The organism is Gillisella vitis, assembly GCF_021559775.1.
GTDB lineage: Bacteria > Pseudomonadota > Alphaproteobacteria > Rhizobiales > Rhizobiaceae > Allorhizobium > Allorhizobium ampelinum.
On the sequence record NZ_CP056047.1, the window covers coordinates 3,344,132 to 3,366,368 of the forward strand.

The following is a 22,237-nucleotide window of genomic DNA, read 5'->3' on the forward strand; positions in this document are numbered from 1 at the left end:
GTAACACAAGAAAACACTTATTGAGAGGAGACTGGAATGAGCAGGGTAGCTTTGGTAACCGGCGGAACACGTGGCATCGGCGCAGCAATTTCAACGGCATTGAAGGCAGCTGGATATACGGTAGCCGCCAATTATGCTGGCAATGACGAGGCCGCAAAGGCATTTGAAGCCGAAACCGGCATTCCAGTCTTTAAATGGGACGTCTCCTCCTACGAGGCTTGCAAGCAGGGCATTTCCGCAGTCGAGGCGGCCCTCGGGCCGGTTGAAATCCTTGTCAACAACGCTGGCATTACCCGTGATGCCATGTTCCATAAAATGACGCCTGAACAGTGGAACGATGTGATCGGCACCAATCTGAGTGGTCTGTTCAATGTCACCCACCCGGTCTGGACGGGCATGCGCGACCGCAGCTTTGGCCGCGTCATCAACATTTCCTCCATCAACGGCCAGAAGGGCCAGATGGGCCAAGCCAATTATTCTGCCGCCAAGGCTGGCGATCTCGGCTTTACCAAGGCGCTTGCCCAGGAAGGTGCGGCGAAGAATATTACCGTCAACGCCATTTGCCCGGGCTATATCGGCACGGAAATGGTCCGGGCGATCCCGGAAAAAGTCTTGAACGAGCGGATCATTCCGCAAATTCCGGTCGGACGCCTCGGCGAACCGGAGGAAATTGCCCGTATCGTGGTGTTTCTCGCTTCCGATGACGCCGGTTTCATCACCGGCTCAACGATTTCCGCCAATGGTGGCCAATTCTTCGTCTGACTGCATCGGCTTTGCTCCACCCGCTATTGCCTTATCCCAACAAACAAAAGCCGCCGGAGCGATCCGGCGGCTTTTCACATTCAAATCTATGCCGCTTAACGGCAACGGCGCTCGTATTGGCGACCGTAACGGTCACGGTAAACGCAGTAGCCACGACGCTCTGTTGATTGGCCAATCAAAGCGCCAATCACACCACCGCCGACGGCACCCACCGCAGCACCACCAACCGAATTGGTAGCAACGCCACCGATGACCGCGCCGGATGCTGCACCAATCGAGGCACCGCGCTCCGTCGGCGTACAAGACGCAATCATCGGCAAGAGCATGGCGACTGCAATCACTGTCTTTTTCATGAAAACTTCCTCTTCTTCCTGGCCTGGATAACCGTCAGATACGGCCCATAAGCAGCAGAATAATGATGATGACCACAACCAAACCCAAGCCGCCGGACGGACCGTAGCCCCAGTTGCGGCTATGACCCCAAGTCGGAAGCGCCCCAAGCAGCAACAATATGAGGATGATGACGAGAATTGTGCCTAGCATGGTGTTTCCCTTTACTTTTCAGCATGTCTTAATTCATGTGTCCCTATAATGATCCAGACACCGTATTGTTCCGCCCGGCCTGCCCTTTCATCTCATCGCTTCGCATTACGGAGACCGGCAACGGTTCCGGTTGTAAGTGGCCTCCATCATCTTGCTCTCCTCAGGCCAATGACCCACAAGATGAAGCTTGGAACAAAACATGAAAGAGGAGGAGTCAGTGATTCGTCGCCGATTCGTTCTTTAGCTGTTCCGAATCAAAGCCCGGTGCGCAAAACAACCAAAATCCACCACAACCGGAGGTTATTTCCCTCCTATTCGCCTCTGGAACCGGAAAAGCAGCTCCAGGGCAATTCTTTTCTTGCCTTTGCTCCAAGGCATCGCCATGTGTGGTCGCGAAGGAAGATAGGCTGTTGCCATCCTCTTTTGACAGTGCAGTCCGGAGCGACGATTTGACTTCGCAACCCATGATCCTGAGCGGCCGCAGCGTGATTGCTGTGCTGGGGCCGACCAATACGGGCAAGACCCATTATGCCATCGAGCGCATGGTTGCCCATGGGTCGGGTATGATCGGCCTGCCTTTGCGGTTGCTGGCGCGCGAAGTTTATACGCGGGTGGTCGAGCGGGTCGGCGCGGCGCATGTCGCCCTCATTACGGGCGAGGAAAAAATCACCCCGCCCAATGCAAGGTTTTCTGTCTGCACCGTTGAAGCGCTGCCACGCGAGACCAAAGTCGCTTTCGTTGCCATTGATGAAATCCAGTTGGCGGGCGATCTCGAGCGTGGCCATATCTTTACCGACCGGCTCTTGCATTTGCGCGGACGCGAGGAAACCCTGCTGCTTGGCTCGGCGACCATGAAGCCGATCCTTCAGCATCTGCTGCCGGGTGTTACTGTCGTTGAGCGTCCACGCCTGTCGCAGCTGTTTTATGCCGGCGAAAAGAAAATCACCCGGCTGCCGCAACGCACGGCAATCGTCGCCTTCTCCGCCGACGAGGTCTATTCCATTGCTGAATTGATCCGTCGCCAGCGCGGCGGGGCCGCTGTGGTGCTCGGCGCACTCAGCCCGCGCACCCGCAATGCCCAGGTCGGCCTCTATCAATCCGGCGATGTCGAATATCTTGTCGCAACCGATGCGATCGGCATGGGCCTCAACCTCGATGTCGATCATGTTGCGTTTGCCCAGGACCGCAAATTCGATGGCTATCAGTTCCGCAATCTCAACCCCGGAGAACTGGGCCAGATTGCTGGGCGCGCCGGACGCCATCTGAAGGATGGTACTTTCGGCGTCACAGGACGGGTCGATCCCTTTGAGCCAGAACTGGTGGAACGGCTGCAAAGCCATCATTTCGATCCGGTCAAGGTGCTGCAATGGCGCACCGCCCAATTCGATTTTTCCTCGATTGCCAACCTGCGCCGCAGCCTGGATGCCGCCCCTAAGGTGGCGGGACTGGTGCGGGCGCTGCCAGCAATCGATCAGCAGGCGCTGGATTATCTGGCCCGCTATCCGGAAGTCCAGGACCTGGCTTCGTCGCCAAATCGGGTCTCGCTGCTGTGGGATGCCTGCGCATTACCGGATTATCGGCGAATTACCCCGGCACAACATGCCGATCTGATTCTTACCCTCTATTCCGACCTTGCCCGGCACGGTAGTGTGAATGAAGATTTCATGGCAGAGCAGGTGCATCGCTCCGACCGGACAGACGGCGAGATAGATACTCTTTCTGCGCGCATTGCGCAGATCCGAACTTGGACGTATGTGTCGAACCGGCCAGGTTGGCTTGCCGATCCGACACACTGGCAAGAAAAGACGCGGGAAATCGAAGATCGATTGTCTGACGCGTTACATGAAAGGTTGACGAAACGCTTTGTTGATCGCAGGACATCTGTGCTTATGAAGCGCTTGAGAGAGAATGGGATGCTGGAAGCTGAAATCAGTGTGAACGGTGATGTCTTCGTCGAAGGACATCACGTGGGCCAACTCTCCGGATTCCGGTTTACGCCGATCTCTGGAACCGAGGGGCCGGACGCCAAGGCGGTGCAAACTGCTGCCCAAAAGGCGCTTGGCCTGGAATTCGAAGCGCGGGCTGCAAGATTGCATGCTTCGGGCAATGGGGATCTGGCGCTCAGTTCCGACGGTCTCGTCCGGTGGCTGGGTGATCCCGTCGCCCGGCTGACCGGCTCGGATCACATCATGCGCCCCCGCATTCTGCTGCTGGCGGACGAACCGTTGAGCGGCAATGCCCGCGATCACGTCGTCGCCCGCATCGAGCGCTTCGTCAATCATCATATCTCGACCATTCTGAAGCCACTCGACGATCTGTCGCGGGCCGAGGACTTGCAGGGCCTCTCTAAGGGATTGGCCTTCCAGCTGGTGGAAGGGCTTGGAATTCTGTTCCGCCGCGACGTCACCGAAGAGGTGAAATCGCTGGACCAGGATGCACGCGCCTCCATGCGCCGCTACGGCGTGCGCTTCGGTGCCTATCACATCTTCATGCCAGCGCTGTTGAAGCCCGCTCCGGCGGAGCTGATCACCCTGCTCTGGGCCTTGAAGAATGACGGGTTGGACAAGCCCGGCTATGGCGATCTCATCCCGGTCCTGGCCGCAGGCCGCACCTCAGTGGTGACTGATCCGAGCTTTGAGCGCAATTTCTATAAGCTGGCCGGTTTCCGCTTCCTGGGCAAGCGCGCCGTGCGCATCGATATTCTGGAGCGATTGGCGGATCTGATCCGTCCACTGCTGCAATGGAAGCCAGGCACCACGCCGCGCCCGGACGGCGCTTACGATGGCCGCCGCTTCACCACCACCACGGCCATGCTCTCCATCCTCGGTGCGACACCCGATGACATGGAAGAAATCCTGAAAGGCCTCGGCTACCGTGCCGATGCCGTCAAGGCAGAAGAGGCCCAGGCCTTCCTTGGCACCCAGGACGACAAGCCTGCCGCCGCAGCCGCCAATGCACCAACGCAGACAGCCGAAAGCGTCGAAAAAACCGACGAAGACGATGCGGATCAGCATGGCGAATCCACAGCGACGGAAACTGTCGCTGCTGAACCGGCAGCGCTCGAGACCGTCCCAAGTGCTGAGATCAGCGCCGAAACAACGCTAGAAGCACCAGCGGAGGTCAAAGAGGCCGAAGTTGCAGCGACCGAGGCTCCATCCGCTGACCTTCTTGCCAATCCGGAAGGACCAACGGAACCCAAGCCGGTTCTGCTGTGGCGTCCTGGTGGACGCAACGACAACCAGCGCCAGGCCGGACGTCCACAACAGGGCGACCGCCGTCCGCAGGGTGCAAAGCGCGCCCCGCAGCAGGGCGAGCAGAAACCGGACGCTCGTCCCGAAGGTGCCCGTACAGAAGGTGGCCGTGACCGCGATGACAAGCGCCGCGAGGGTGGCCATCACGGCAAGCCCCGCGACCGGGACGGCAACCGCGACAAGCACGCAAACCGGGGCGACCGCGATGATCGCGGTCCGCGTAAGGACCGCGACAGGGATACAAAATCAACCCAGCCGCAGCGTTTCGAGGCAAAGCCGCCGCGCAAGGAAAAGCCGATCGACCCGGATTCTCCTTTCGCCAAACTGGCTGCCTTGAAGGAGCAGATGAAGAAGTAAGCCATGAGCGAACAACAGCCACTCGCCGGACCCTCTCAACGGATCGACAAGTGGCTGTTTTTTGCGCGAATTTTCAAATCCCGAACGCTAGCCCAGCAACAGATCGTCTCGGGCCGGGTACGGGTCAATGGCAAATCCGCCAAGCAGCCCAGCATCATTGTCCGGCCCGGCGACGTGCTGGATATCACCCTTCCAAATCACGACATGAAACTTGTCGTTCGCCAGCCCGGCACGCATCGCGGCCCTTACGAGCAGGCGAAACTGCTCTATGAAGACCAGTCACCACCGCGCCCGCCCCGTGACGCCATGACCGCTTTCGAACAGGCACAAAGACTTCCCGGCTCCGGTCGTCCGACCAAGCGCGAACGCCGGCAAGTGGACCGCCTGATGGATGGCGACGATTGACACGAAGGGCCACCGAAAATAGCCGGCCATTTTCCATTTTCGAATATCTCAAGCCTTTGATGCATTGGAGATATTCGAAATCTGCGGAAGGCAAGGATACGCCGTATCTTCATGCCTGGTATCAGAGCTGGGCGGTCTGGTTTGGGAAGCGCCTGACGGACACTAGGAAAATCGACCTCTATCGCAGCGAGATAGGGATGATTTATCCTTGCTAACAGTTCTGGAAAGCAGTAGCTCACTGCCCTTGTGGAAAAAGCTGTGCATGATATGGGACAGTCGATTTTTCCTTGCCTAATCCGTTCCTGCAAGACGCGGCGTCGCACTCGCCATCGAGAGATCTCTGGAGTACCGCATGACGTATATCGTGACTGACAACTGCATACGCTGCAAATATACCGATTGCGTGGAAGTATGCCCGGTCGACTGTTTTTACGAAGGTGAGAATTTTCTGGCCATCAATCCCGATGAATGCATCGATTGCGGTGTATGCGAGCCGGAATGTCCAGCGGAAGCCATCAAGCCGGACACGGAACCGGGTCTCGATAAGTGGCTGAAAATCAATGCGGAGTTTGCCCAGATCTGGCCAAATATCACCACCAAGCGTGATGCTTTGCCGGAAGCCAAGGAAATGGATGGCGTCGAAGGCAAGTTCGAGCTTTATTTCTCGGAAAAGCCTGGGACGGGCGACTGATTGGCGAGTTGCGACGCGGTCTCACCCGATTCCGGATGCCGCCCCCGGTGCCGCCCCCCCTGGTGCCGCCCATTGGGCGGCAATGGACGATGGGCTGCCTGTTGACGATCACATCGTCCTATTCCTTTTCAAATGTCTCAAGCCCTTGCCGCATTTGAGATATTTGAAACGCCTTCCGCTTCACCTGTTTAAGACTTGGGATAAAACTGCATAGCAGCTTCTGTTTTTTATGACAGCAGCCATGCAATTGCGTGTCATTGTGAACGAATTGACGAGACCGGGGCGGCGTCAACGCGCAAAAGGAATCGTTACCGCAGCTTGACGATTTTCTGAATTTCTAAAAAAATCAATAGGTTAAAAGATATTTTATTTTACCTTGGCGAGGCTGGCCAATGACAGGTCAAACCGCACCCATAAAGAAGAACAGTTTCCGCCGTCAAGCTGTCGCAAGGCAGCAAAATATTGATTTCCTCACTTTTTTATGTTAAGCCTATAGAACTGATCCACACGTGAGGGCATTTGTGTGCCCAAACCTACCGCGAAAGCCGAAAAATCCACGAAAGTTATGTTTGTGACATGTAAACCTCGCCGGTTCTGTCGCTGATGTGCTTTTATTCGTTTGATCGTAACTGGATCAGCATGGAGTCACCCGACGGTTCCCCCGTCTCATCCGGGTCTTTCGGCCTGGGGTCGGCTGTCGCCGATACAGTAACAGGGAGTTTTTAGAGCGAATGACGACCCAGCAGAAAAAATCCTCGACGCGTCAGGGCTTCAAGACAGGTGAGGCGATCGTTTATCCGGCCCATGGCGTCGGTACGATTACCGCCATTGAAGAGCAGGAAGTCGCGGGCATGAAGCTTGAGCTTTTTGTAATCGATTTCGATAAAGATAAAATGCGTTTGAAAGTGCCGGTCACCAAGGCTGTCACCATCGGAATGCGCAAGCTTTCGGAAACCGATTTTGTTGATCGGGCTTTGAAAGTCGTTCAGGGCAAGGCACGTGTCAAGCGGACCATGTGGTCACGCCGGGCACAGGAATATGATGCGAAAATCAATTCCGGCGACCTGATTTCCATTGCCGAAGTGGTACGCGACCTTTTCCGTGCCGAGCACCAGCCGGAACAGTCCTATTCCGAGCGTCAGCTCTATGAAGCCGCACTGGATCGCATGGCGCGTGAAATCGCCGCCGTCAACAAGATGTCTGAAACCGAAGCCGTCCGGCTGGTGGAAGTCAATCTTGCCAAAGGCCCGAAGCGCGGCAAGTCCGTGGAAGAAGACGAAACTCAGGAAGAAGCAGCGTAAGCTTGCTCACTCCAACATAAAAAAGCCCGGCATTGCCGGGTTTTTTTATGTCTTCTGCACATCCATGGATGATTTGGCTTTGGTTTTTACAGCCGATCTTCCGAAACCCAATGTCCAGCTTTCGGTGTGATGCTCTAGAGTCTGTCAGGTTCATATTGAACCAGACAGAGGCTAAACTCTCTTGTTTTTGTTTGTCTTTTCGGGAAAATCGGGTTCAACTTTTCCTCAGGCAAACGCTAAAACAATGCTCCGGCAAACAACTGTTCGTCGTCTTCAAAAACCTCGGCCTGATCTACGACCATGTCAAAGCCAGCCTGCAAGGGCAGGAAACGCTGATGAATATCGCGCTCCTGCGCCATCGTGTAGATGGCGAAGATTTTCTGGCTGAGCGGCAGCGCAGCAGCGGGAATAGCCGATAGCGACGGCATATGCCCGCGGGCGCGGTCGGCGATTGCCAGGCAATCCAGCAGCAGGCCACCCAATTCGCCATCGAAATCAAGCTTGGTCACCGCCGCGCTGATCCGGCTGAACACCAGCTGACCCTCAGCCCCAAAGGCCTCAAGACCCTTTTCCATATCCGTCGCAACAACGCGGATCTTATCCAGCGCCAGGTTCAGCGGCTCATGAATATGGTTGATGTCGTCATTGTCGTCGCGGGTCAGCGACGCCGTCGCCTCTTCGACACAGCGCATGTCCTCGACAATAGCATCGGCTGGGGTTTCCAGCTTGGCGGCAAAGGTGCGCAATTCACCACTGACGACATTGACGGACCGGCCGGCATCACCAAGACGGGAGCAGCGAAGATTGGAATTCAGCGCCATATAGTGAATATCGGTCTTGATCGACCGGATCGTCTCAATGCCTTCCTGGAGCGCCTGAGCGGACTGGGTAACGGAACTGACGACAGCATCCGATTCATGGCTGCGGTCCTGTACCCGCGCCGAAAGCGCGCAGGCATGGCTGATATCGCTTTCCATCTTGCGTAGCAGGCTGCGGTCATTGTCACCGCCCGATTGGTTCAATTCGTCACGCAGCGCCAGAACGCGGGCAGCATCGCTGGTAAAGCTCGACATATTGGCGGCAATCGATGTGCATTTCTGCCGGAAATCATCCAGGGATTCCTGCAATTGCGCGTGGGCAAGATGCAGAACAGCCTGACGAAGCGCCTCTTTTTCAGCCGGGTCACGCAATCCGCCAGCCGCAAAAAATTCCTCCAGATAATCCAGGCTACTCTGGATATGCTCAATGCGCTGACGGGTAATGTCACCAATTTGCAAGGCCGAGAGCACGTTGGCGATCTTGCCCTGAATGGCGCGGGTGAGCCCTTTCACATCATTGGCAATGCCAGCCATCGTCTTGTGCTGGGTTGCCAACTGGTCGGAGCTTAGGGTCAGCGAGCTGACAATGGTGGGAATGGTGTTGCTGAAATCCGACAAGATGCCATCGGAAAACGCCCGTGCCGTGTCTAGCTGGCCGCGCATACCCGCCAATTGCTCGGCAAACCGGTCGATTTCCTCGGCACCGGACTGGATACGTTCACGGATTTCATCGGCAAAGCCCGAAAACTCGGCAAGCCCCGCCCCGGTTATCTTCACGGTGATGGCGAATGTGCGCAGGTAGCGAATGGTCTCACGCATTTCCTCGACATGGGAATATGTCGAGGCACATTGATCGGAGATCTGGCTGAAGGAGTCCTGGCGCGCCGATGCCCGTGCGGGCAGCAAGGCGAGATCGGAAACCGTCTTGCGAAGACCCTGGACGGTATCTGTCGTCGTCTTGCCATCCAAAACGCCGGTCAACTGGTCGAGGCTATCCACCAGACTGCCGAGATTATCCATCACCGATACCAGTACGGCGCCGCCATCGAGAAAGGACTTCTCGATCCGCGAATGGGCGGAGGCAAGCTTCACCTCAAAATCGGAGTGGGAATTGCCGGTCGAATGGGCCTTGAAAACTGGTCGCACGAATACACCTCACAAGAGCGATATTTCGGCACATTAGCTCCAATTCAAGAATGACAGGTAAATTCTGCAAAACATTCGTATCGAATTCGAGATAACGACAATCCTTCAAGGCAGCCTTCCAGCCGGATGCATTTTCGCATCCGGCCAGCGACTTAAACGCTTATTGTTCACCCAGTTTCATGGACGGATCATAGGTCTTGCCCTCGACGGTCTTCACCACCGCCTGGCCGCAAAAGGTCTGGTTGACGGCAGGGTTGAATGTCAGGCTGGGCGAGCCGTGCAGTTCCCAGCCCTTGTTAAGGGCATCGGTCACCCGGTGACAGAAGGTGGCGTCGTCGGGACCGGTGAGAAAACGATAGACTTTCATGGGGATCATCCTTTCTGGATTGAAGATGATGGTCGTGGTTCAAGAAGAGACAGCTTGGACAGAAGATGCTCGGCTTCGGCGACATGCAGCCGCTCGATCATCCGGCCATCCAGATTGATGACATTGAGATGCGCTGCCTCCGGCGCCGCAAAAGCCGCGACAATCTCCCGCGCCTCGGCAATGTCGGCTTCAGATGGGCCGAAATACCGATTAGCCGCCTCGATCTGGGCCGGGTGGATCAGCATCTTTCCATCAAAGCCCATCGAACGGCCCTGGCTGCATTCGGCTGCAAAACCGTCAAGATCGCGAAAATCATTGGAAACTGCATCGATAACCTCAAGTCCGTAAGCACGGGCAGCCAAGACCACCTGCATCAGCCACGGAACCAGATATTGACGGCCAAGGCCCGGTGGCACCCGGGTTTCCTTGCGCAAGTCGTTCAGCCCGACCACAAGGCATTCCAGCCCCAGTGCCGCACCCGCACTGGCAAGCTCCACCGCCGCCAGGACGGCCTTCGGTGTCTCGATCATCGCCCAGAGGGCAGGCCCCACCCCGGCTGCACTGCGAAGCCGGTGCAGGTCTTCCACCCGTTCAGCCTTGGGCAGCAGAACCGCATCCGGCTTGATCGCCTCGACAAGGGCCAAATCCTCGGCAAACCAAAGAGTATCACCGCTATTGACGCGAATAATGGCTTCACGACCGTTCAAATCCGCGTGTTGTAGAAACCGCCGCAGGGTGTCGCGTGCCTCGGCCTTGCTAGCATCTGCAACCGAATCCTCCAGATCGAAAATCATTCCATCGCAAGGAAGCGACAGGGATTTTTCCAATGCACGAAGGTTGATAGCGGGAACGCTGATCAACGAGCGACGAAAACGCGGCCTGCGATTGGGCGGATTGGTCTGCATGGCGCTTCGCCTTTCGGTTGTTTGACATTTATTGCGACAAGGGTTGCGACCTCAATAACTCTTGTAAAGCGTCAGGAGAAGCCCCACCTTCAAACCATTGAAAGGAACACTATGATGCAGAACCTTCGTGCTCTTGGATTGCTCGGCCTTGGGGTCATCGCCTTGACTGCGGCAGCTTTATTGACTTTCTCGCTGACGCTTGTGCTCGGTGCCGTTTTGACGGGAACGCTGGCTTGGCGCGCCTTGACGCTCAAGCCGAAGCCGGTTGCCGTCCACGCCCGCAAGCGCCAACCAGGTCAGTCCGAAGAACAACAGCCAGTGCGGATTTGGAATGACGGGCGCGGCACCATCATCGATATGTAATAGGTCGCCGTATACGCGTGAGACCATGCGTCGATGAAGCAAGTGGCTCCAAGATTCTCCTTCAAATCGACAGGCTTTTCGGTTATGCGAAGAGCCAATCTCATTCAGGTCCAGTGAAGGTAACGTCTATGGAAAAGTTCACGAAGCTCACCGGGGTCGCGGCACCGCTGCCGGTCGTCAATATCGATACGGATATGATCATTCCGAAGGATTACCTGAAGACGATCAAGCGCACTGGCCTTGGAACAGGCCTGTTTGCCGAAGCCCGCTATCATCAGGATGGCTCGATCAATCAGGATTTCGTGCTCAACAAACCAGCCTATCAAAACGCCAAGATCCTGGTCGCTGGCGATAATTTTGGCTGCGGCTCCTCGCGTGAACATGCGCCGTGGGCTTTGCTCGACTTCGGCATCCGTTGCGTGATCTCCACCAGCTTTGCCGATATCTTCTACAATAACTGTTTCAAGAACGGCATTCTGCCGATCGTCGTCAGCCAGGAAAACCTGGAAAAGCTGATGGATGACGCGCAGCGCGGCTCCAACGCCGTGGTGACCGTCGATCTGGAAACCCAGGAAATCACCGGCCCGGATGGTGGCAGCATCAGCTTCGAAATCGATGAGTTCAAGCGCCATTGCATGCTGAACGGCCTCGATGACATCGGCCTTACCATGGAAAAATCCAGCGCGATTGCTTCGTTCGAGACGTCCAACGCCGCATCGCGCCCCTGGGCCTGATCTGAAGTCATTCGCCACAACCCGTGGCAGTCATAGCTTAGGCGGAACGCAGGTTCCGCCTTTTTCTTTGCCATGTCGCATGGCCAAACCGTACCGTTAGCAGCGCTGGCGTCCTTGAATTGCCCTTGATCGCCCGATAAAACCGCCGCACTCCTGTTTCAAACGAGGTCGGCTCATGACAGTTCGCACACTCTTCCTTCTTCCTGGCGATGGCATTGGGCCTGAAGCCATGAACGAAGTTCGCAAGATCGTTTCCTATATGAATTCCGCGCTGGGTGCCGGTTTCGAGACCGATGAAGGTCTGGTGGGTGGTTGCGCCTACGACGCTCATGGGGCAGCAATTTCCGAGGCTGACATGGCCAAGGCGATGGCGGCGGATGCCGTGCTGTTCGGTGCCGTCGGTGGCCCGAAATGGGATGCCGTCGAGTACGACGTTCGCCCGGAAGCCGGTCTTCTGCGGCTGCGCAAGGACCTCGAGCTGTTCGCCAACCTGCGTCCGGCGATCTGCTATCCGGCGCTGGCCTCTGCTTCCTCGCTGAAGCCTGAACTGGTCGAAGGCCTCGACATCCTGATCATCCGCGAACTGACCGGTGGCGTCTATTTCGGTGAGCCGAAGACCATTACCGACATCGGCAATGGCCAGAAGCGCGCCATCGACACCCAGGTCTACGACACCTACGAAATCGAGCGGATTTCTGCCGTGGCCTTCGAACTGGCCCGCACCCGCCGCAATGCGGTCTGCTCGATGGAAAAGCGCAATGTGATGAAATCAGGCGTGCTGTGGAACCAGGTGGTAACAGCGCTGCACAAGGCCAAATTCTCCGACGTCAAGCTGGAGCATATGCTGGCCGATGCTGGCGGCATGCAATTGGTGCGCGCACCAAAGCAATTCGACGTCATCGTCACCGACAACCTGTTCGGCGACATGCTGTCGGACGTGGCCGCCATGCTGACCGGCTCGCTCGGCATGCTGCCTTCCGCTTCGCTTGGCGCACCAGATGCCAAGACCGGCAAGCGCAAGGCCCTGTATGAGCCCGTCCACGGCTCAGCACCGGATATCGCTGGCCGCGGCATTGCCAACCCGATTGCAATGATCGCCTCGTTTGCCATGTGCCTTCGCTATTCCTTCGCCATGGTTGATGAAGCCGACAAGCTGGAAAAGGCCATTGCCAACGTGCTCGACAAGGGAATTCGCACCGGCGACATCATGGCGGACGGCTGCAAGCAGGTCGGCACTGTCGAAATGGGCGATGCAATCCTCGCCGAATTCCAGTCCCTGATGAACTGATCGACGGGATTGATAAGGATTTCCAGCGCAAGACACAGGCTTGCGCTGGAACAGGATTACAGTGTCACATAGTTGAAGACATCCGCCTGTATGTGCTGGTTCTCTGATAAGGGACGCAGCGCACGGGGGTCGCGATGACAATTCTTGCCAGGATCAAGAGCGGGCGGCGACGTGTGCCGGATTGCCGGACGCGCCTGTGTCTGTTGGCGGGGTCGAGTTTGGTTGTGTTGATGGCGCTGCTGTTCGATACCGCCATCGGCAATGCGGGCCGCCTGACCTGCCCGGTCTTTTACCGGATTGCCACCGTTCTGACCCGCATCGGCCAATCGGACTGGTGTCTTTTGGCGAGTTTTGTGATCGCCGTCCAGGCTGCGGCCAAATCGCGATTGGCCAATACGGTGGAGGAGCGCTTCCGGGCGCTGTTTATCGCCATGCTTGGCTGCTACGCCTTTGTAACCATCGCGGGTTCAGGTCTTGCGGCAAATCTGTTGAAACGCGCCCTCGGTCGCGCCCGGCCAGATCAATTCACCGATGCCGGCGCCTTCGACTTCCTGCCTTTTGCCAATTCAGCGCGCTTTGAAAGCTTTCCTTCCGGCCATGCCACCACCATCGGAGCGCTGATGATGATTGCCGCCCTGATCGCCCCCCGCTACCGGCTGGGTTTTGCCATCGCCGCCCTCTGGCTCGGCATGACAAGGGTGATGGTCGGTGCGCATTATCCAAGCGACGTGGTAGCTGGCCTGGGGTTTGGAGCCTGGTTCGCCTGGATCGCAGCGCTCGGCTTTGCCCGTCGCGGACTGGTTTTCCGCCTCTCCTCCGATGGCAATCTCGTTCTACGGCAAAGGCTGATCCAGGATAGTGGCCAACGGTATGACATGCCGCAGAGGGCCCAGACACCCCAACAGGAACCGGACCCGTCCTTGTCTGCGGCTGCGGCGTGATCTTAGCGCACAAGAAAGGCGCCCGGAAAGTCGATTTCCGGGCGCCTTGACGTGTGACGGGAAGAGGATCAGCCGTCGATATCGTTGTTCTTGGTTTCCTTCAGGAAGATCATGCCGATAATGAAGGACATCCCGGCGATAATGATCGGATACCAGAGGCCGTAATAAATATCGCCCTTGGCTGCGCTCATCGCGAAGGCCGTTGCTGGCAGCAGGCCGCCAAACCAGCCATTGCCGATATGATAGGGAAGCGACATGCCCGTGTAGCGGATGCGGGTCGGGAACATCTCCACCAGCATCGCGGCAATCGGCCCGTAGACCATGGTGACATAGATCACCAGCACCGTCAGCACGGCAATCAGCGGCACCCATTTCACCTGGGCAGGGTCCGCCACCATCCTGAATGCACCGCCATTGGCAACAGTATAGACCGCCATTTCAGGGGCAGCGGCAGCTGTTGCCTCTTCCGGGGTCAGCAACTTGTCAGTGACGAGCTTTGTCGTGGGCACCATGGTCTTGGTCCCAGTGCGGACAGTATCGGCACTCAGACCCAGTTCCGCATTGGCGGCAATAAAGCCGTCAAGCTTGCTATCGGGGACCTGAACCGGCGCGCGAACCAGCGGATAACCGTTCTGTTGCAGGGCGACATTGATCTTTTTCTGCAGGGAGGCATCCAGAGCCTTGGCATTGGCGCCGGCCTTGACGGCGTCATAGCTTTCAATCTGGCTATCGCCAAGCTTTACCGTCGCAGCCGAGCCAGCCGGGCCGGGTACCACTTCATACGGCACCGAATTCTTGGTCAGAAGCGCCGTGGCTATATCGCAAGAGGTAGTGAATTTTGCTGTGCCGGTCGGATTGAACTGAAAATTGCAATCCTTGGGATCGGCAGTAACCGTTGCCTTCAACGTATCCTGCGCCTGTGCCAGAGCCGGATTGCCAGCCCAGGTCATCGCCTTGAACAGCGGGAAATAGGTCACCATAGCCAGAAGCAGCCCCGCCATGATGATCGGCTTGCGACCGATCTTGTCGGAAAGCCAGCCGAAGACCACGAAGAACAGCGTGCCGAACGCCAGCGCGATCGCCACCATGATATTGGCGGCCTGTGGATCGACCTTCAGAACATTCTGCAAGAAGAACAGCGCATAAAACTGGCCGCAATACCAGACCACTGCCTGGCCTGCGACAGCACCGAACAGGGCGAGAATAGCAATCTTGGCATTCTTCCACTGGCCGAAAGCTTCCGAAATCGGCGCTTTCGACTGGGTGCCCTCTTCCTTCATTTTCTTGAAGGCAGGCGATTCGTTCATCTGCATACGAATCCAGACGGAAATCCCCAGCAGAATGACCGATAAAAGGAAAGGAAGACGCCAGCCCCAGGCAGCAAAGGCTTCCTTACCCATGGCTGTCTGGATACCGAGAATGATCAGCAGCGACAAGAACAGGCCAAGCGTTGCCGTGGTCTGGATCCAGGACGTATAGAAACCGCGACGGCCATGCGGCGCATGTTCGGCCACATAGGTCGCAGCGCCGCCGTATTCACCGCCCAGCGCCAGGCCCTGCAACATGCGCAATATGATCAGGATAATCGGAGCAGCGATGCCGATGGTCGCTGACCCTGGTAGAATACCGACCAGAAAGGTCGAGGCGCCCATGATCAGGATGGTGACCAGAAACGTATATTTTCGCCCGACCAGATCGCCCAGCCGTCCGAACACCAGCGCGCCGAAAGGCCGCACCAGAAAGCCGGCGGCAAAAGCCAGCAGCGTGAAAATATTGCGGGTGGTTTCAGGATATTGGGAAAAGAAGGTCGCGCCGATATAAATCGCCAGCGAACCGTAGAGATAAAAATCATACCATTCGAAAACCGTGCCGAGCGAAGAGGCGAAGATGACCTTTCGCTCCTCCTTGGTCATGCTGCGCGGCGCGGCGTGCAGGCTTGTGGCATTTGCCATTGCTGTTCCTCCAGAACGAGTTCTCCGATGACCGCGCACCTTCCTCCAAGGCTCAATTCGCGGCTCCGAATTACCAACAGACTGACAGAATTCAGGGAAAATCGAGAGGCATGCTTTGGGCTTATGACTTTCGTCTAATGTTATGACCGGTTCGTCGGCATGCAAATGGACAATCCGTTCCTGAATTTGCACGCATGTGTCCCCTATTTACAGCGTGAATTTCTTGACACCGGCACAAAACCCGGTAAAGGCAAGGACGAAAGGATCATGGAATGCGCGCACTCGGCTTTTACAGTGCTGATCATCTGGAACCGGCAGGATCTGCCCGGGCGATGATGGCGTTTGCCATGTCCTCAACCACCAAGGCCAAAACGACGACCAAAACCGTCTGACGTCTCTGGCCTCCGCTCTCTCCCCGGCACGGCCGGGGACAAGGAAGACGCGGTCACGCGCCTTCCCCCTCAAAAAACCGAGGAGAGACAGAAAGAGAGCAGGAAAATGGGTTTCAAAGTTGCAGTCGTAGGCGCCACCGGCAATGTCGGTCGCGAAATTCTCAACATCCTCGTCGAACGCGGTTTTCCGGTCAGCGAAGTCGTGGCTTTGGCCTCGTCCCGTTCGCAAGGCACGGAAGTGTCCTATGGCGACAAGGTTCTGAAGGTCCAAAATCTGGAAAATTATAATTTTTCCGATACCGATCTTTGCCTGATGTCGGCGGGCGGCACGATTTCACAGAAGTGGTCCCCGAAGATCGGTGCCCAGGGCTGCGTGGTCATCGATAATTCCTCAGCCTGGCGCTACGATTCGGATGTGCCGCTGATCGTGCCGGAAGTAAACCCGGATGCCATCACCGCCTTCAAGAACCGCAACATCATCGCCAATCCCAATTGCTCGACGGCCCAGCTGGTCGTGGCCTTGAAGCCGCTGCATGATTTCGCCACCATCAAGCGCGTCGTCATTTCCACCTATCAGTCGGTATCCGGCGCCGGCAAGGAAGGCATGGACGAGCTGTTCACCCAGACCCGCGCCGTCTTCGTCGCCGATCCGGTCGAATCCAAGAAGTTCACCAAGCGGATCGCCTTCAACGTCATCCCCCATATCGATAGTTTTATGGAAGATGGCTATACCAAGGAAGAGTGGAAGGTCCTGGCCGAAACCAAGAAGATGCTCGATCCGAAGATCCGCGTGACCTGCACAGCCGTGCGCGTTCCCGTCTTCATCGGTCATTCGGAATCGGTCAATATCGAGTTCGAGCGGGAAATTTCTCCCGACCAGGCCCGCGATATCCTGCGTGAAGCACCCGGTTGCCTGGTGATCGACAAGCACGAGAACGGCGGCTACATCACCCCCGTCGAATGCGCTGGCGAAGATGCCACCTATATTTCCCGGATCCGCGAGGACGCCACGGTTGAAAACGGCCTGAATATCTGGGTCGTTTCCGACAATCTGCGCAAGGGCGCGGCTCTCAATGCCGTTCAGATCGCGGAATTGCTGGTCAACCGCGGTTTGATCAAGCCAAAGGCCCTGGCAGCCTGAAGACAGGATTTCGGCAACGGCTGGACGCAATCGCGCTCAGCCGTTTTGCCTTGCCCGACTTGAATGCAGATAAGCCGGACGCAGCCGAAAGGCGGCTGCCCCCCTTCCCTTTTCCAGACGAGGTATCGATGCGAACCAGGACGTTTTTTGCCATAGCTTTCACGGCTCTTGCCACACTGGCGACAGCACAGGCTGCAAATGCCGCCCAATGCGGCAATACGTCCGCCGGTTTCGAGCAATGGGTGGAAGGCTTCAAGCGGGAAGCCGTCGGCCGTGGCATCAGCCAATCGGTTCTCGACCGCTCCTTTGCCAATGTCCGCTACAATGTCCCGACCATCCGAGCCGATCGCGGCCAGAAGAGCTTCAGGCTCTCCTTCGATGAATTCATGAAAAAGCGCGGTGGGCAAACCATCATCAGCCGCGGCAAGTCGATGAAAAGGGCCAATGCCCCGCTTTTCGCCAGCATCGAGCGGCGTTTCGGCGTTCCGGCTGGCCCGATCATTGCCATCTGGGGCATGGAAACCGGGTTTGGCAGCTACATGGGCAATGAACACACGCTGTCTGCTGTCTCGACCCTGACGTACGATTGTCGCCGCAGCGATTATTTCCGGGAGCAGCTTTACGCCGCCTTGAAACTGGTGGCCGATGGCGATCTGGACGTAAACTCCCGTGGTGCCGCCCATGGCGAAATCGGCCAGACGCAGTTCCTGCCGAAAAATGTCACGCTCTACGGCGTCGATGGCGACGGTGACCGCCATATCGACCTCATCCATTCCCGCGCCGACGCCCTGTCGTCCACGGCCAATTTCCTGAGGGGTCATGGCTGGCAGCCCGGCCTTGGCTATCAGCCGGGCGAGCCGAATTTCTCCGCCATCGGCGGCTGGAATGCGGCAACGGTCTACCAGCAGGCGATTGCCTATATCGGCAAGCAGATCGACGCTCCCTGAGACCTACAGCACCGTAGAGAAAACCAGCATGGTTTTCGCTTCGTTTCTATAAATTAGAACAATCCATGAATGAAGGGCGGAGCATTGAAAAATGCACCGCCCTTTTCTTTGGAAGTGTACTAATTTGACATTACCTTATTGGTTGTAATTTCAGTTATTACGTGCATTAATACCCTCTAAATTTCAAATTTAGGTTGATATGATCGAGGGGGGCTTCGTGAAAAATATCAAAGTCGTGGCATCGTTAGTCGCAGCACTCTGTCTTGTCGCTGGCTCGGCCAGCGCCCAGAGCCTTGTCTATACGGATCAGGGCACCAATTGGTCTGCCATGGATCGAGCGATCTATTACACCCAGGACCAGGGATCGCGCCTGATGCCGCTTTCCTGGATGCAGGCGCTCACCTTGCCGGATGGCACACCGTTTCTCGCCGACAATCTGACGCGCTATGGCTATCTGACAATGGATGGCCCGAACAACGGGCTTCCGGTTGGCTTTACCGTGACGGGCCCGGATTCCCGCAAGGAGGTGGGCATGACTTGCGCCGCCTGCCACACGCGGGAAATTGCCGTTTCCAACATCCGATACCGCATTGATGGTGGGCCAGCGCTCTCGGATTTCCATAGCTTTCTGCTGGATCTGGATGCATCCACCCAGAAACTCGTCGTCGATCCCGCCGCCTTTGATCGTTTTACCAAGACGGTGCTGGGAACGGACTATCAAGATCCCAGCAGCCGCGCGCAATTACAGGTGGACTTTACGCTTTGGACGCAACGCTACCATGCGATCGTCAGCAAGGGCGTTCCCCATGAAAGTTGGGGTGTCGGTCGACTGGATGCAGTGGGGATGATCTTTAACCGGCTCACGGGCCTTGATCTCGGCCCACCGCCATCACGGTTGATCGTAGCCAATATCCAGCCCGCTGATGCGCCGGTCCGGTATCCGTTCCTGTGGAATGCTGCCATCCAGGACCGGACCCAATGGCCGGGCTTTGCCGCCAATGGCAGCGATATTCTGGGCTTGGCGCGCAATGTGGGTGAAGTCTATGGGGTGTTCGGTGTTTTCGAACCCACCAAGGAAAAGTGGTCACTACTCGGCTATGATTATTTGAAGGGTAACTCCCTCAACTTTGAAGGGCTCAGCACCTTGGAGGATCTGATCAAGCAGATGGGGCCTCCCAAATACCCCTTTCCCGTCGATGCGACGCTTGCCAGCAAAGGCGAGACACTTTTCAACACTTGGCGCGGCACCAATGGAAGCGGCAACAGTTGTTTCGATTGTCATGGACAGAAGCCCGGCACGCCCTCGCTTGGTAATGCCACCTGGGCCACGCCCCTGGTGGATGTTGGAACTGACAGCCGTGAATATAATGTCATGAACTGGACAGCATCACCCGGTGTAATGACGGGCGCCCGCATTCCCTTCGCCAACGACAAACTCGCCGCAACCTCGCCGTCCATCGATATTCTGACCGTTGCGGTCGAAGGCAGCATTCTACAGCATTATGCCGAGAGCATTTTCGATCTGCGCGACCTGAAATTTCCGTTGTTGCAGAGCGCCATCGACGATGCCTTCGAGTCGAAGCTGCCAGAGCTAAACCTGTCCTCGGATCTCAAGGAATTGCAGAATGCCTTCCCGCGCTCGCAGGGTCAGACATTGGCTGCGGTCCAGGCAAAAATCTCCACCGCAAGGGCAAATGCCGCGCTCAAAGCGACCGGAACCACGGCTGGCCAGGCACCGGACTCGTCGAATTCTCCGACCACCGAATTCAAATACGAGTCCCGGGTTCTCTACGGCATCTGGGCGACGGCGCCCTATCTGCACAATGGTTCGGTTCCAACCCTTGCGGATCTGTTGAAATCGACCGACCAGAGACCGCAGAAATTCGCTGTCGGCGCCGATTACGATCCGAAGCTGGTCGGTATCGCCGCCACCCAGACCGGATTGAATACGGTCACACAGACGACGGATTGCAGCCAGCGAAATTCCGGCAATAGCCGCTGTGGCCATGAGTTCGGCACCGATCTGTCCGACAATGACAAGGCCGCACTGCTCGAATATCTCAAGACACTGTAATAAATTACGCCACAGCAAACAAACAACGGGACCGGTTTATCCGGTCCCGTTGCATAGAAGAGGCTCTCAGGCCTTCAACACATTGACGATAGGCGAAGCTTTTCTGACCAAAATTACGGGTCCAACCGCAGAAAATCACGGCTTTCGGGGTCCATCACCCATAATTCTCCATTGGAGATATCGAACCAGGCACCATGGATGGCCAGTTTGCCCTCGTCTTCCAAAGCCCGGACATTGGGAAAGGTGCGCAGGTTTTCAATGGAGTTGCGGATCGAGATCCGCTCCATGGCCGTCTGGCGCTCGGCATCGGTCATGACAGAGGCATTCTGGATCTGCTCGGCAGCGGGCTTGATCAGGTTCATCCATTTTCCAATGAAATCACCGGGAGACAGCGGCTCGGAATCCGGGTCCAATGCAGCGCGGATACCACCGCAGCGCCCATGGCCCATGACGATGATGTTCTCGACCTTCAATGCCTGAACGGCAAATTCAAGCGCCGCAGAGGTCGAGTGATACTGGCCGTCCGGCTCATAGGGCGGCACCATATTGGCGACATTACGCACCACGAACAATTCACCCGGGCCACAGTCGAAAATGGTTTCCGGAGCTGATCGGGAATCGCAACAGGCGACAATCATGGTTTTGGGGTTCTGGCCCTGCTCGGCCAAGGCACGATACCGGTCCCGCTCGTCGCTATAGCGGCCGTTCATGAAGTTGCTGTAACCGGCGAGAAGGGAAGCTGGAAAATCTGTCATGGCTTTGGATTATCGCGATGCAGCACGGTTGACAAGCAAGGAAAACCACCAGTGCCCGCCACCTTTACACGTCATGAGCGAACCGGTCGGCTGGCCGGATGCAGCAGCCTGCGAATCTGCACCAGCGCCATCGGCGTGATCAGGCTCGATTGGTCCTGTTCCAAGGTCAGTTCGTCACTCTGGCGTTTCAGTGATCGTGCCAGGACCTCGTATACGCTGGCTGTCGCCAGTTGCAGGGCCTTCTCCTCGCTATGCTGCTGGAGAAGTCTGGCCAGAAGCAGCGCCGAAAACAGATCGCCCAACCCATTCGGCACCCCGTCCATCGCCCGGTGTTCAGCCAGCAGCGCATTGCGGTTCGACAGGAGCAGGTTACCGATACTGCCCGCCATCATCGGCACCGCTGAGGTAACGGCCATCAGCGACGGCCCGAGCGACAGGGCCGCATCGATGATCGCGGCATTGGTGTCCAGCTCTGCACCGGCCATCCAGGCCAGTTCATAGCGGTTGGGCGTGGCGATATCGGCCAGCGGGATCAAGTGATCGCGGATCGCAACCGCCGTTGCCTCCGGCACGTAGAGGCCCTGCAGATCGCCGATGACAGGGTCGCAGAGATAAACGAGATCGGGATTATGCTGCTTCAACGCCTGAACCAGCCGGGCCACAGCCAATGGCTGGCGTGCGCTGCCGAAATAGCCCGTCATCACAGCCTTAACCTCGGAAAGCCAGGGTGCCCGGATCAGGTCATCGATGGCCGCATCGAAAACATCGTCGGGAAAGCTCATGCGGGTGGAAGGGCCGTGGCCCGGATGCCAGGGCAAAACCACAGTTGGCATCGACCAGACCGGGAAGCCAAGACTTTCAAGCGCGAAGACGGCGGCGCGATTGCCGACCGATCCGCGAATGACATGGCTGGAAATGGCGATGACGGCACCGGCTGGGCTTTCGGACATAGACGGATGAAACCTCGTGAACGTGTGATCCTACTCGACGCTTTTGAGGCTGTTTTGTCAAATTTTGATGGCTAGCGGCGAAAATTCGACCGCTTTTTGGGATTTTGTCTCCAAAAAAATGAAAAAAACAAAAATTCGGCTTGTGGAACCCACA

Annotated in this window: 20 protein-coding genes; 12 read left to right on the forward strand and 8 right to left on the reverse strand. The window is 56.9% G+C overall.

Going from position 1 to position 22,237, the window contains the following annotated elements; genetic code table 11:
• Positions 1–36: 36 nt before the first annotated feature.
• Complete coding sequence (gene phbB / locus AVCG78_RS15485; protein WP_071203162.1) at positions 37–762, forward strand: beta-ketoacyl-ACP reductase; 726 nt, start codon at positions 37–39, stop codon at positions 760–762.
• A gap of 95 nt (positions 763–857) precedes the next feature.
• Here the strand turns inward: phbB and AVCG78_RS15490 are convergent, their stop codons facing one another.
• The gene (locus AVCG78_RS15490) at positions 858–1,115 is read right to left on the reverse strand and encodes a YMGG-like glycine zipper-containing protein (RefSeq protein ID WP_041697274.1); all 258 of its coding nucleotides are present in this window, start codon (positions 1,113–1,115) and stop codon (positions 858–860) included.
• A 34-nt stretch (positions 1,116–1,149) separates the two neighbouring features.
• Positions 1,150–1,305 carry a DUF3309 family protein gene (locus AVCG78_RS15495; protein WP_015917565.1) on the reverse strand — a complete coding sequence of 52 codons (156 nt, stop codon included), beginning with the start codon at positions 1,303–1,305 and terminating at the stop codon, positions 1,150–1,152.
• Between the two features lie 464 nt (positions 1,306–1,769).
• Between AVCG78_RS15495 and AVCG78_RS15500 the strand changes: the two genes are divergently transcribed.
• From AVCG78_RS15500 to AVCG78_RS15515, 4 genes are all read left to right on the forward strand, one after another.
• A complete protein-coding gene (locus AVCG78_RS15500) occupies positions 1,770–4,913 on the forward strand; it encodes a helicase-related protein (RefSeq protein WP_071203164.1) in 3,144 nt (1,047 codons plus the stop codon).
• 3 nt (positions 4,914–4,916) lie between these two features.
• Positions 4,917–5,318: an RNA-binding S4 domain-containing protein gene (locus tag AVCG78_RS15505; protein WP_071203166.1), complete on the forward strand. Its 402-nt coding sequence runs from the start codon at positions 4,917–4,919 to the stop codon at positions 5,316–5,318.
• 352 nt (positions 5,319–5,670) lie between these two features.
• A complete protein-coding gene (gene fdxA / locus AVCG78_RS15510; protein WP_070166230.1) occupies positions 5,671–6,009 on the forward strand; it encodes a ferredoxin FdxA in 339 nt (112 codons plus the stop codon).
• Positions 6,010–6,740: 731 nt separating this feature from the next.
• Entirely contained in the window at positions 6,741–7,310 is a 570-nt protein-coding gene (locus AVCG78_RS15515) for a CarD family transcriptional regulator (protein ID WP_041697279.1), read from the forward strand.
• Positions 7,311–7,546: 236 nt separating this feature from the next.
• Here AVCG78_RS15515 and AVCG78_RS15520 read toward each other — a convergent pair whose 3' ends face one another.
• From AVCG78_RS15520 to AVCG78_RS15530, 3 genes are all read right to left on the reverse strand, one after another.
• Positions 7,547–9,274, reverse strand: coding sequence for a methyl-accepting chemotaxis protein (locus tag AVCG78_RS15520; protein ID WP_015917570.1), 1,728 nt, complete (start codon positions 9,272–9,274; stop codon positions 7,547–7,549).
• Between the two features lie 160 nt (positions 9,275–9,434).
• Positions 9,435–9,641: a DUF1737 domain-containing protein gene (locus tag AVCG78_RS15525; RefSeq protein WP_071203170.1), complete on the reverse strand. Its 207-nt coding sequence runs from the start codon at positions 9,639–9,641 to the stop codon at positions 9,435–9,437.
• A gap of 5 nt (positions 9,642–9,646) precedes the next feature.
• The gene (locus AVCG78_RS15530) at positions 9,647–10,546 is read right to left on the reverse strand and encodes an HpcH/HpaI aldolase/citrate lyase family protein (protein ID WP_071203172.1); all 900 of its coding nucleotides are present in this window, start codon (positions 10,544–10,546) and stop codon (positions 9,647–9,649) included.
• Positions 10,547–10,660: 114 nt separating this feature from the next.
• Between AVCG78_RS15530 and AVCG78_RS15535 the strand changes: the two genes are divergently transcribed.
• From AVCG78_RS15535 to AVCG78_RS15550, 4 genes are all read left to right on the forward strand, one after another.
• The gene (locus AVCG78_RS15535) at positions 10,661–10,909 is read left to right on the forward strand and encodes a hypothetical protein (RefSeq protein ID WP_041698289.1); all 249 of its coding nucleotides are present in this window, start codon (positions 10,661–10,663) and stop codon (positions 10,907–10,909) included.
• A 128-nt stretch (positions 10,910–11,037) separates the two neighbouring features.
• Entirely contained in the window at positions 11,038–11,643 is a 606-nt protein-coding gene (gene leuD / locus AVCG78_RS15540; protein WP_071203173.1) for a 3-isopropylmalate dehydratase small subunit, read from the forward strand.
• A 175-nt stretch (positions 11,644–11,818) separates the two neighbouring features.
• A complete protein-coding gene (gene leuB / locus AVCG78_RS15545) occupies positions 11,819–12,931 on the forward strand; it encodes a 3-isopropylmalate dehydrogenase (RefSeq protein ID WP_015917575.1) in 1,113 nt (370 codons plus the stop codon).
• 134 nt (positions 12,932–13,065) lie between these two features.
• Positions 13,066–13,872, forward strand: a complete 807-nt coding sequence (locus AVCG78_RS15550) for a phosphatase PAP2 family protein (protein ID WP_071203175.1) — start codon at positions 13,066–13,068, stop codon at positions 13,870–13,872.
• A gap of 68 nt (positions 13,873–13,940) precedes the next feature.
• On the opposite strand, the gene AVCG78_RS15555 is transcribed toward AVCG78_RS15550, so the two are convergent.
• On the reverse strand, positions 13,941–15,824 hold the full coding sequence (locus AVCG78_RS15555; protein WP_071203177.1) for an MFS transporter: 1,884 nt from the start codon (positions 15,822–15,824) through the stop codon (positions 13,941–13,943).
• A 498-nt stretch (positions 15,825–16,322) separates the two neighbouring features.
• Between AVCG78_RS15555 and AVCG78_RS15560 the strand changes: the two genes are divergently transcribed.
• The 3 genes from AVCG78_RS15560 to AVCG78_RS15570 all read left to right on the forward strand — a co-directional run bounded on the left by AVCG78_RS15560 (position 16,323) and on the right by AVCG78_RS15570 (position 20,378).
• Entirely contained in the window at positions 16,323–17,357 is a 1,035-nt protein-coding gene (locus AVCG78_RS15560) for an aspartate-semialdehyde dehydrogenase (RefSeq protein ID WP_015917578.1), read from the forward strand.
• Between the two features lie 128 nt (positions 17,358–17,485).
• Positions 17,486–18,304 carry a lytic murein transglycosylase gene (locus AVCG78_RS15565; RefSeq protein ID WP_071203178.1) on the forward strand — a complete coding sequence of 273 codons (819 nt, stop codon included), beginning with the start codon at positions 17,486–17,488 and terminating at the stop codon, positions 18,302–18,304.
• Positions 18,305–18,521: 217 nt separating this feature from the next.
• Complete coding sequence (locus AVCG78_RS15570) at positions 18,522–20,378, forward strand: di-heme-cytochrome C peroxidase (RefSeq protein WP_322267433.1); 1,857 nt, start codon at positions 18,522–18,524, stop codon at positions 20,376–20,378.
• Between the two features lie 113 nt (positions 20,379–20,491).
• Here the strand turns inward: AVCG78_RS15570 and AVCG78_RS15575 are convergent, their stop codons facing one another.
• A complete protein-coding gene (locus tag AVCG78_RS15575) occupies positions 20,492–21,133 on the reverse strand; it encodes a carbonic anhydrase (RefSeq protein ID WP_071203183.1) in 642 nt (213 codons plus the stop codon).
• Positions 21,134–21,204: 71 nt separating this feature from the next.
• Positions 21,205–22,083: a pyridoxal kinase PdxY gene (pdxY, locus tag AVCG78_RS15580; RefSeq protein ID WP_015917582.1), complete on the reverse strand. Its 879-nt coding sequence runs from the start codon at positions 22,081–22,083 to the stop codon at positions 21,205–21,207.
• Between the last annotated feature and the right edge of the window lie 154 nt (positions 22,084–22,237).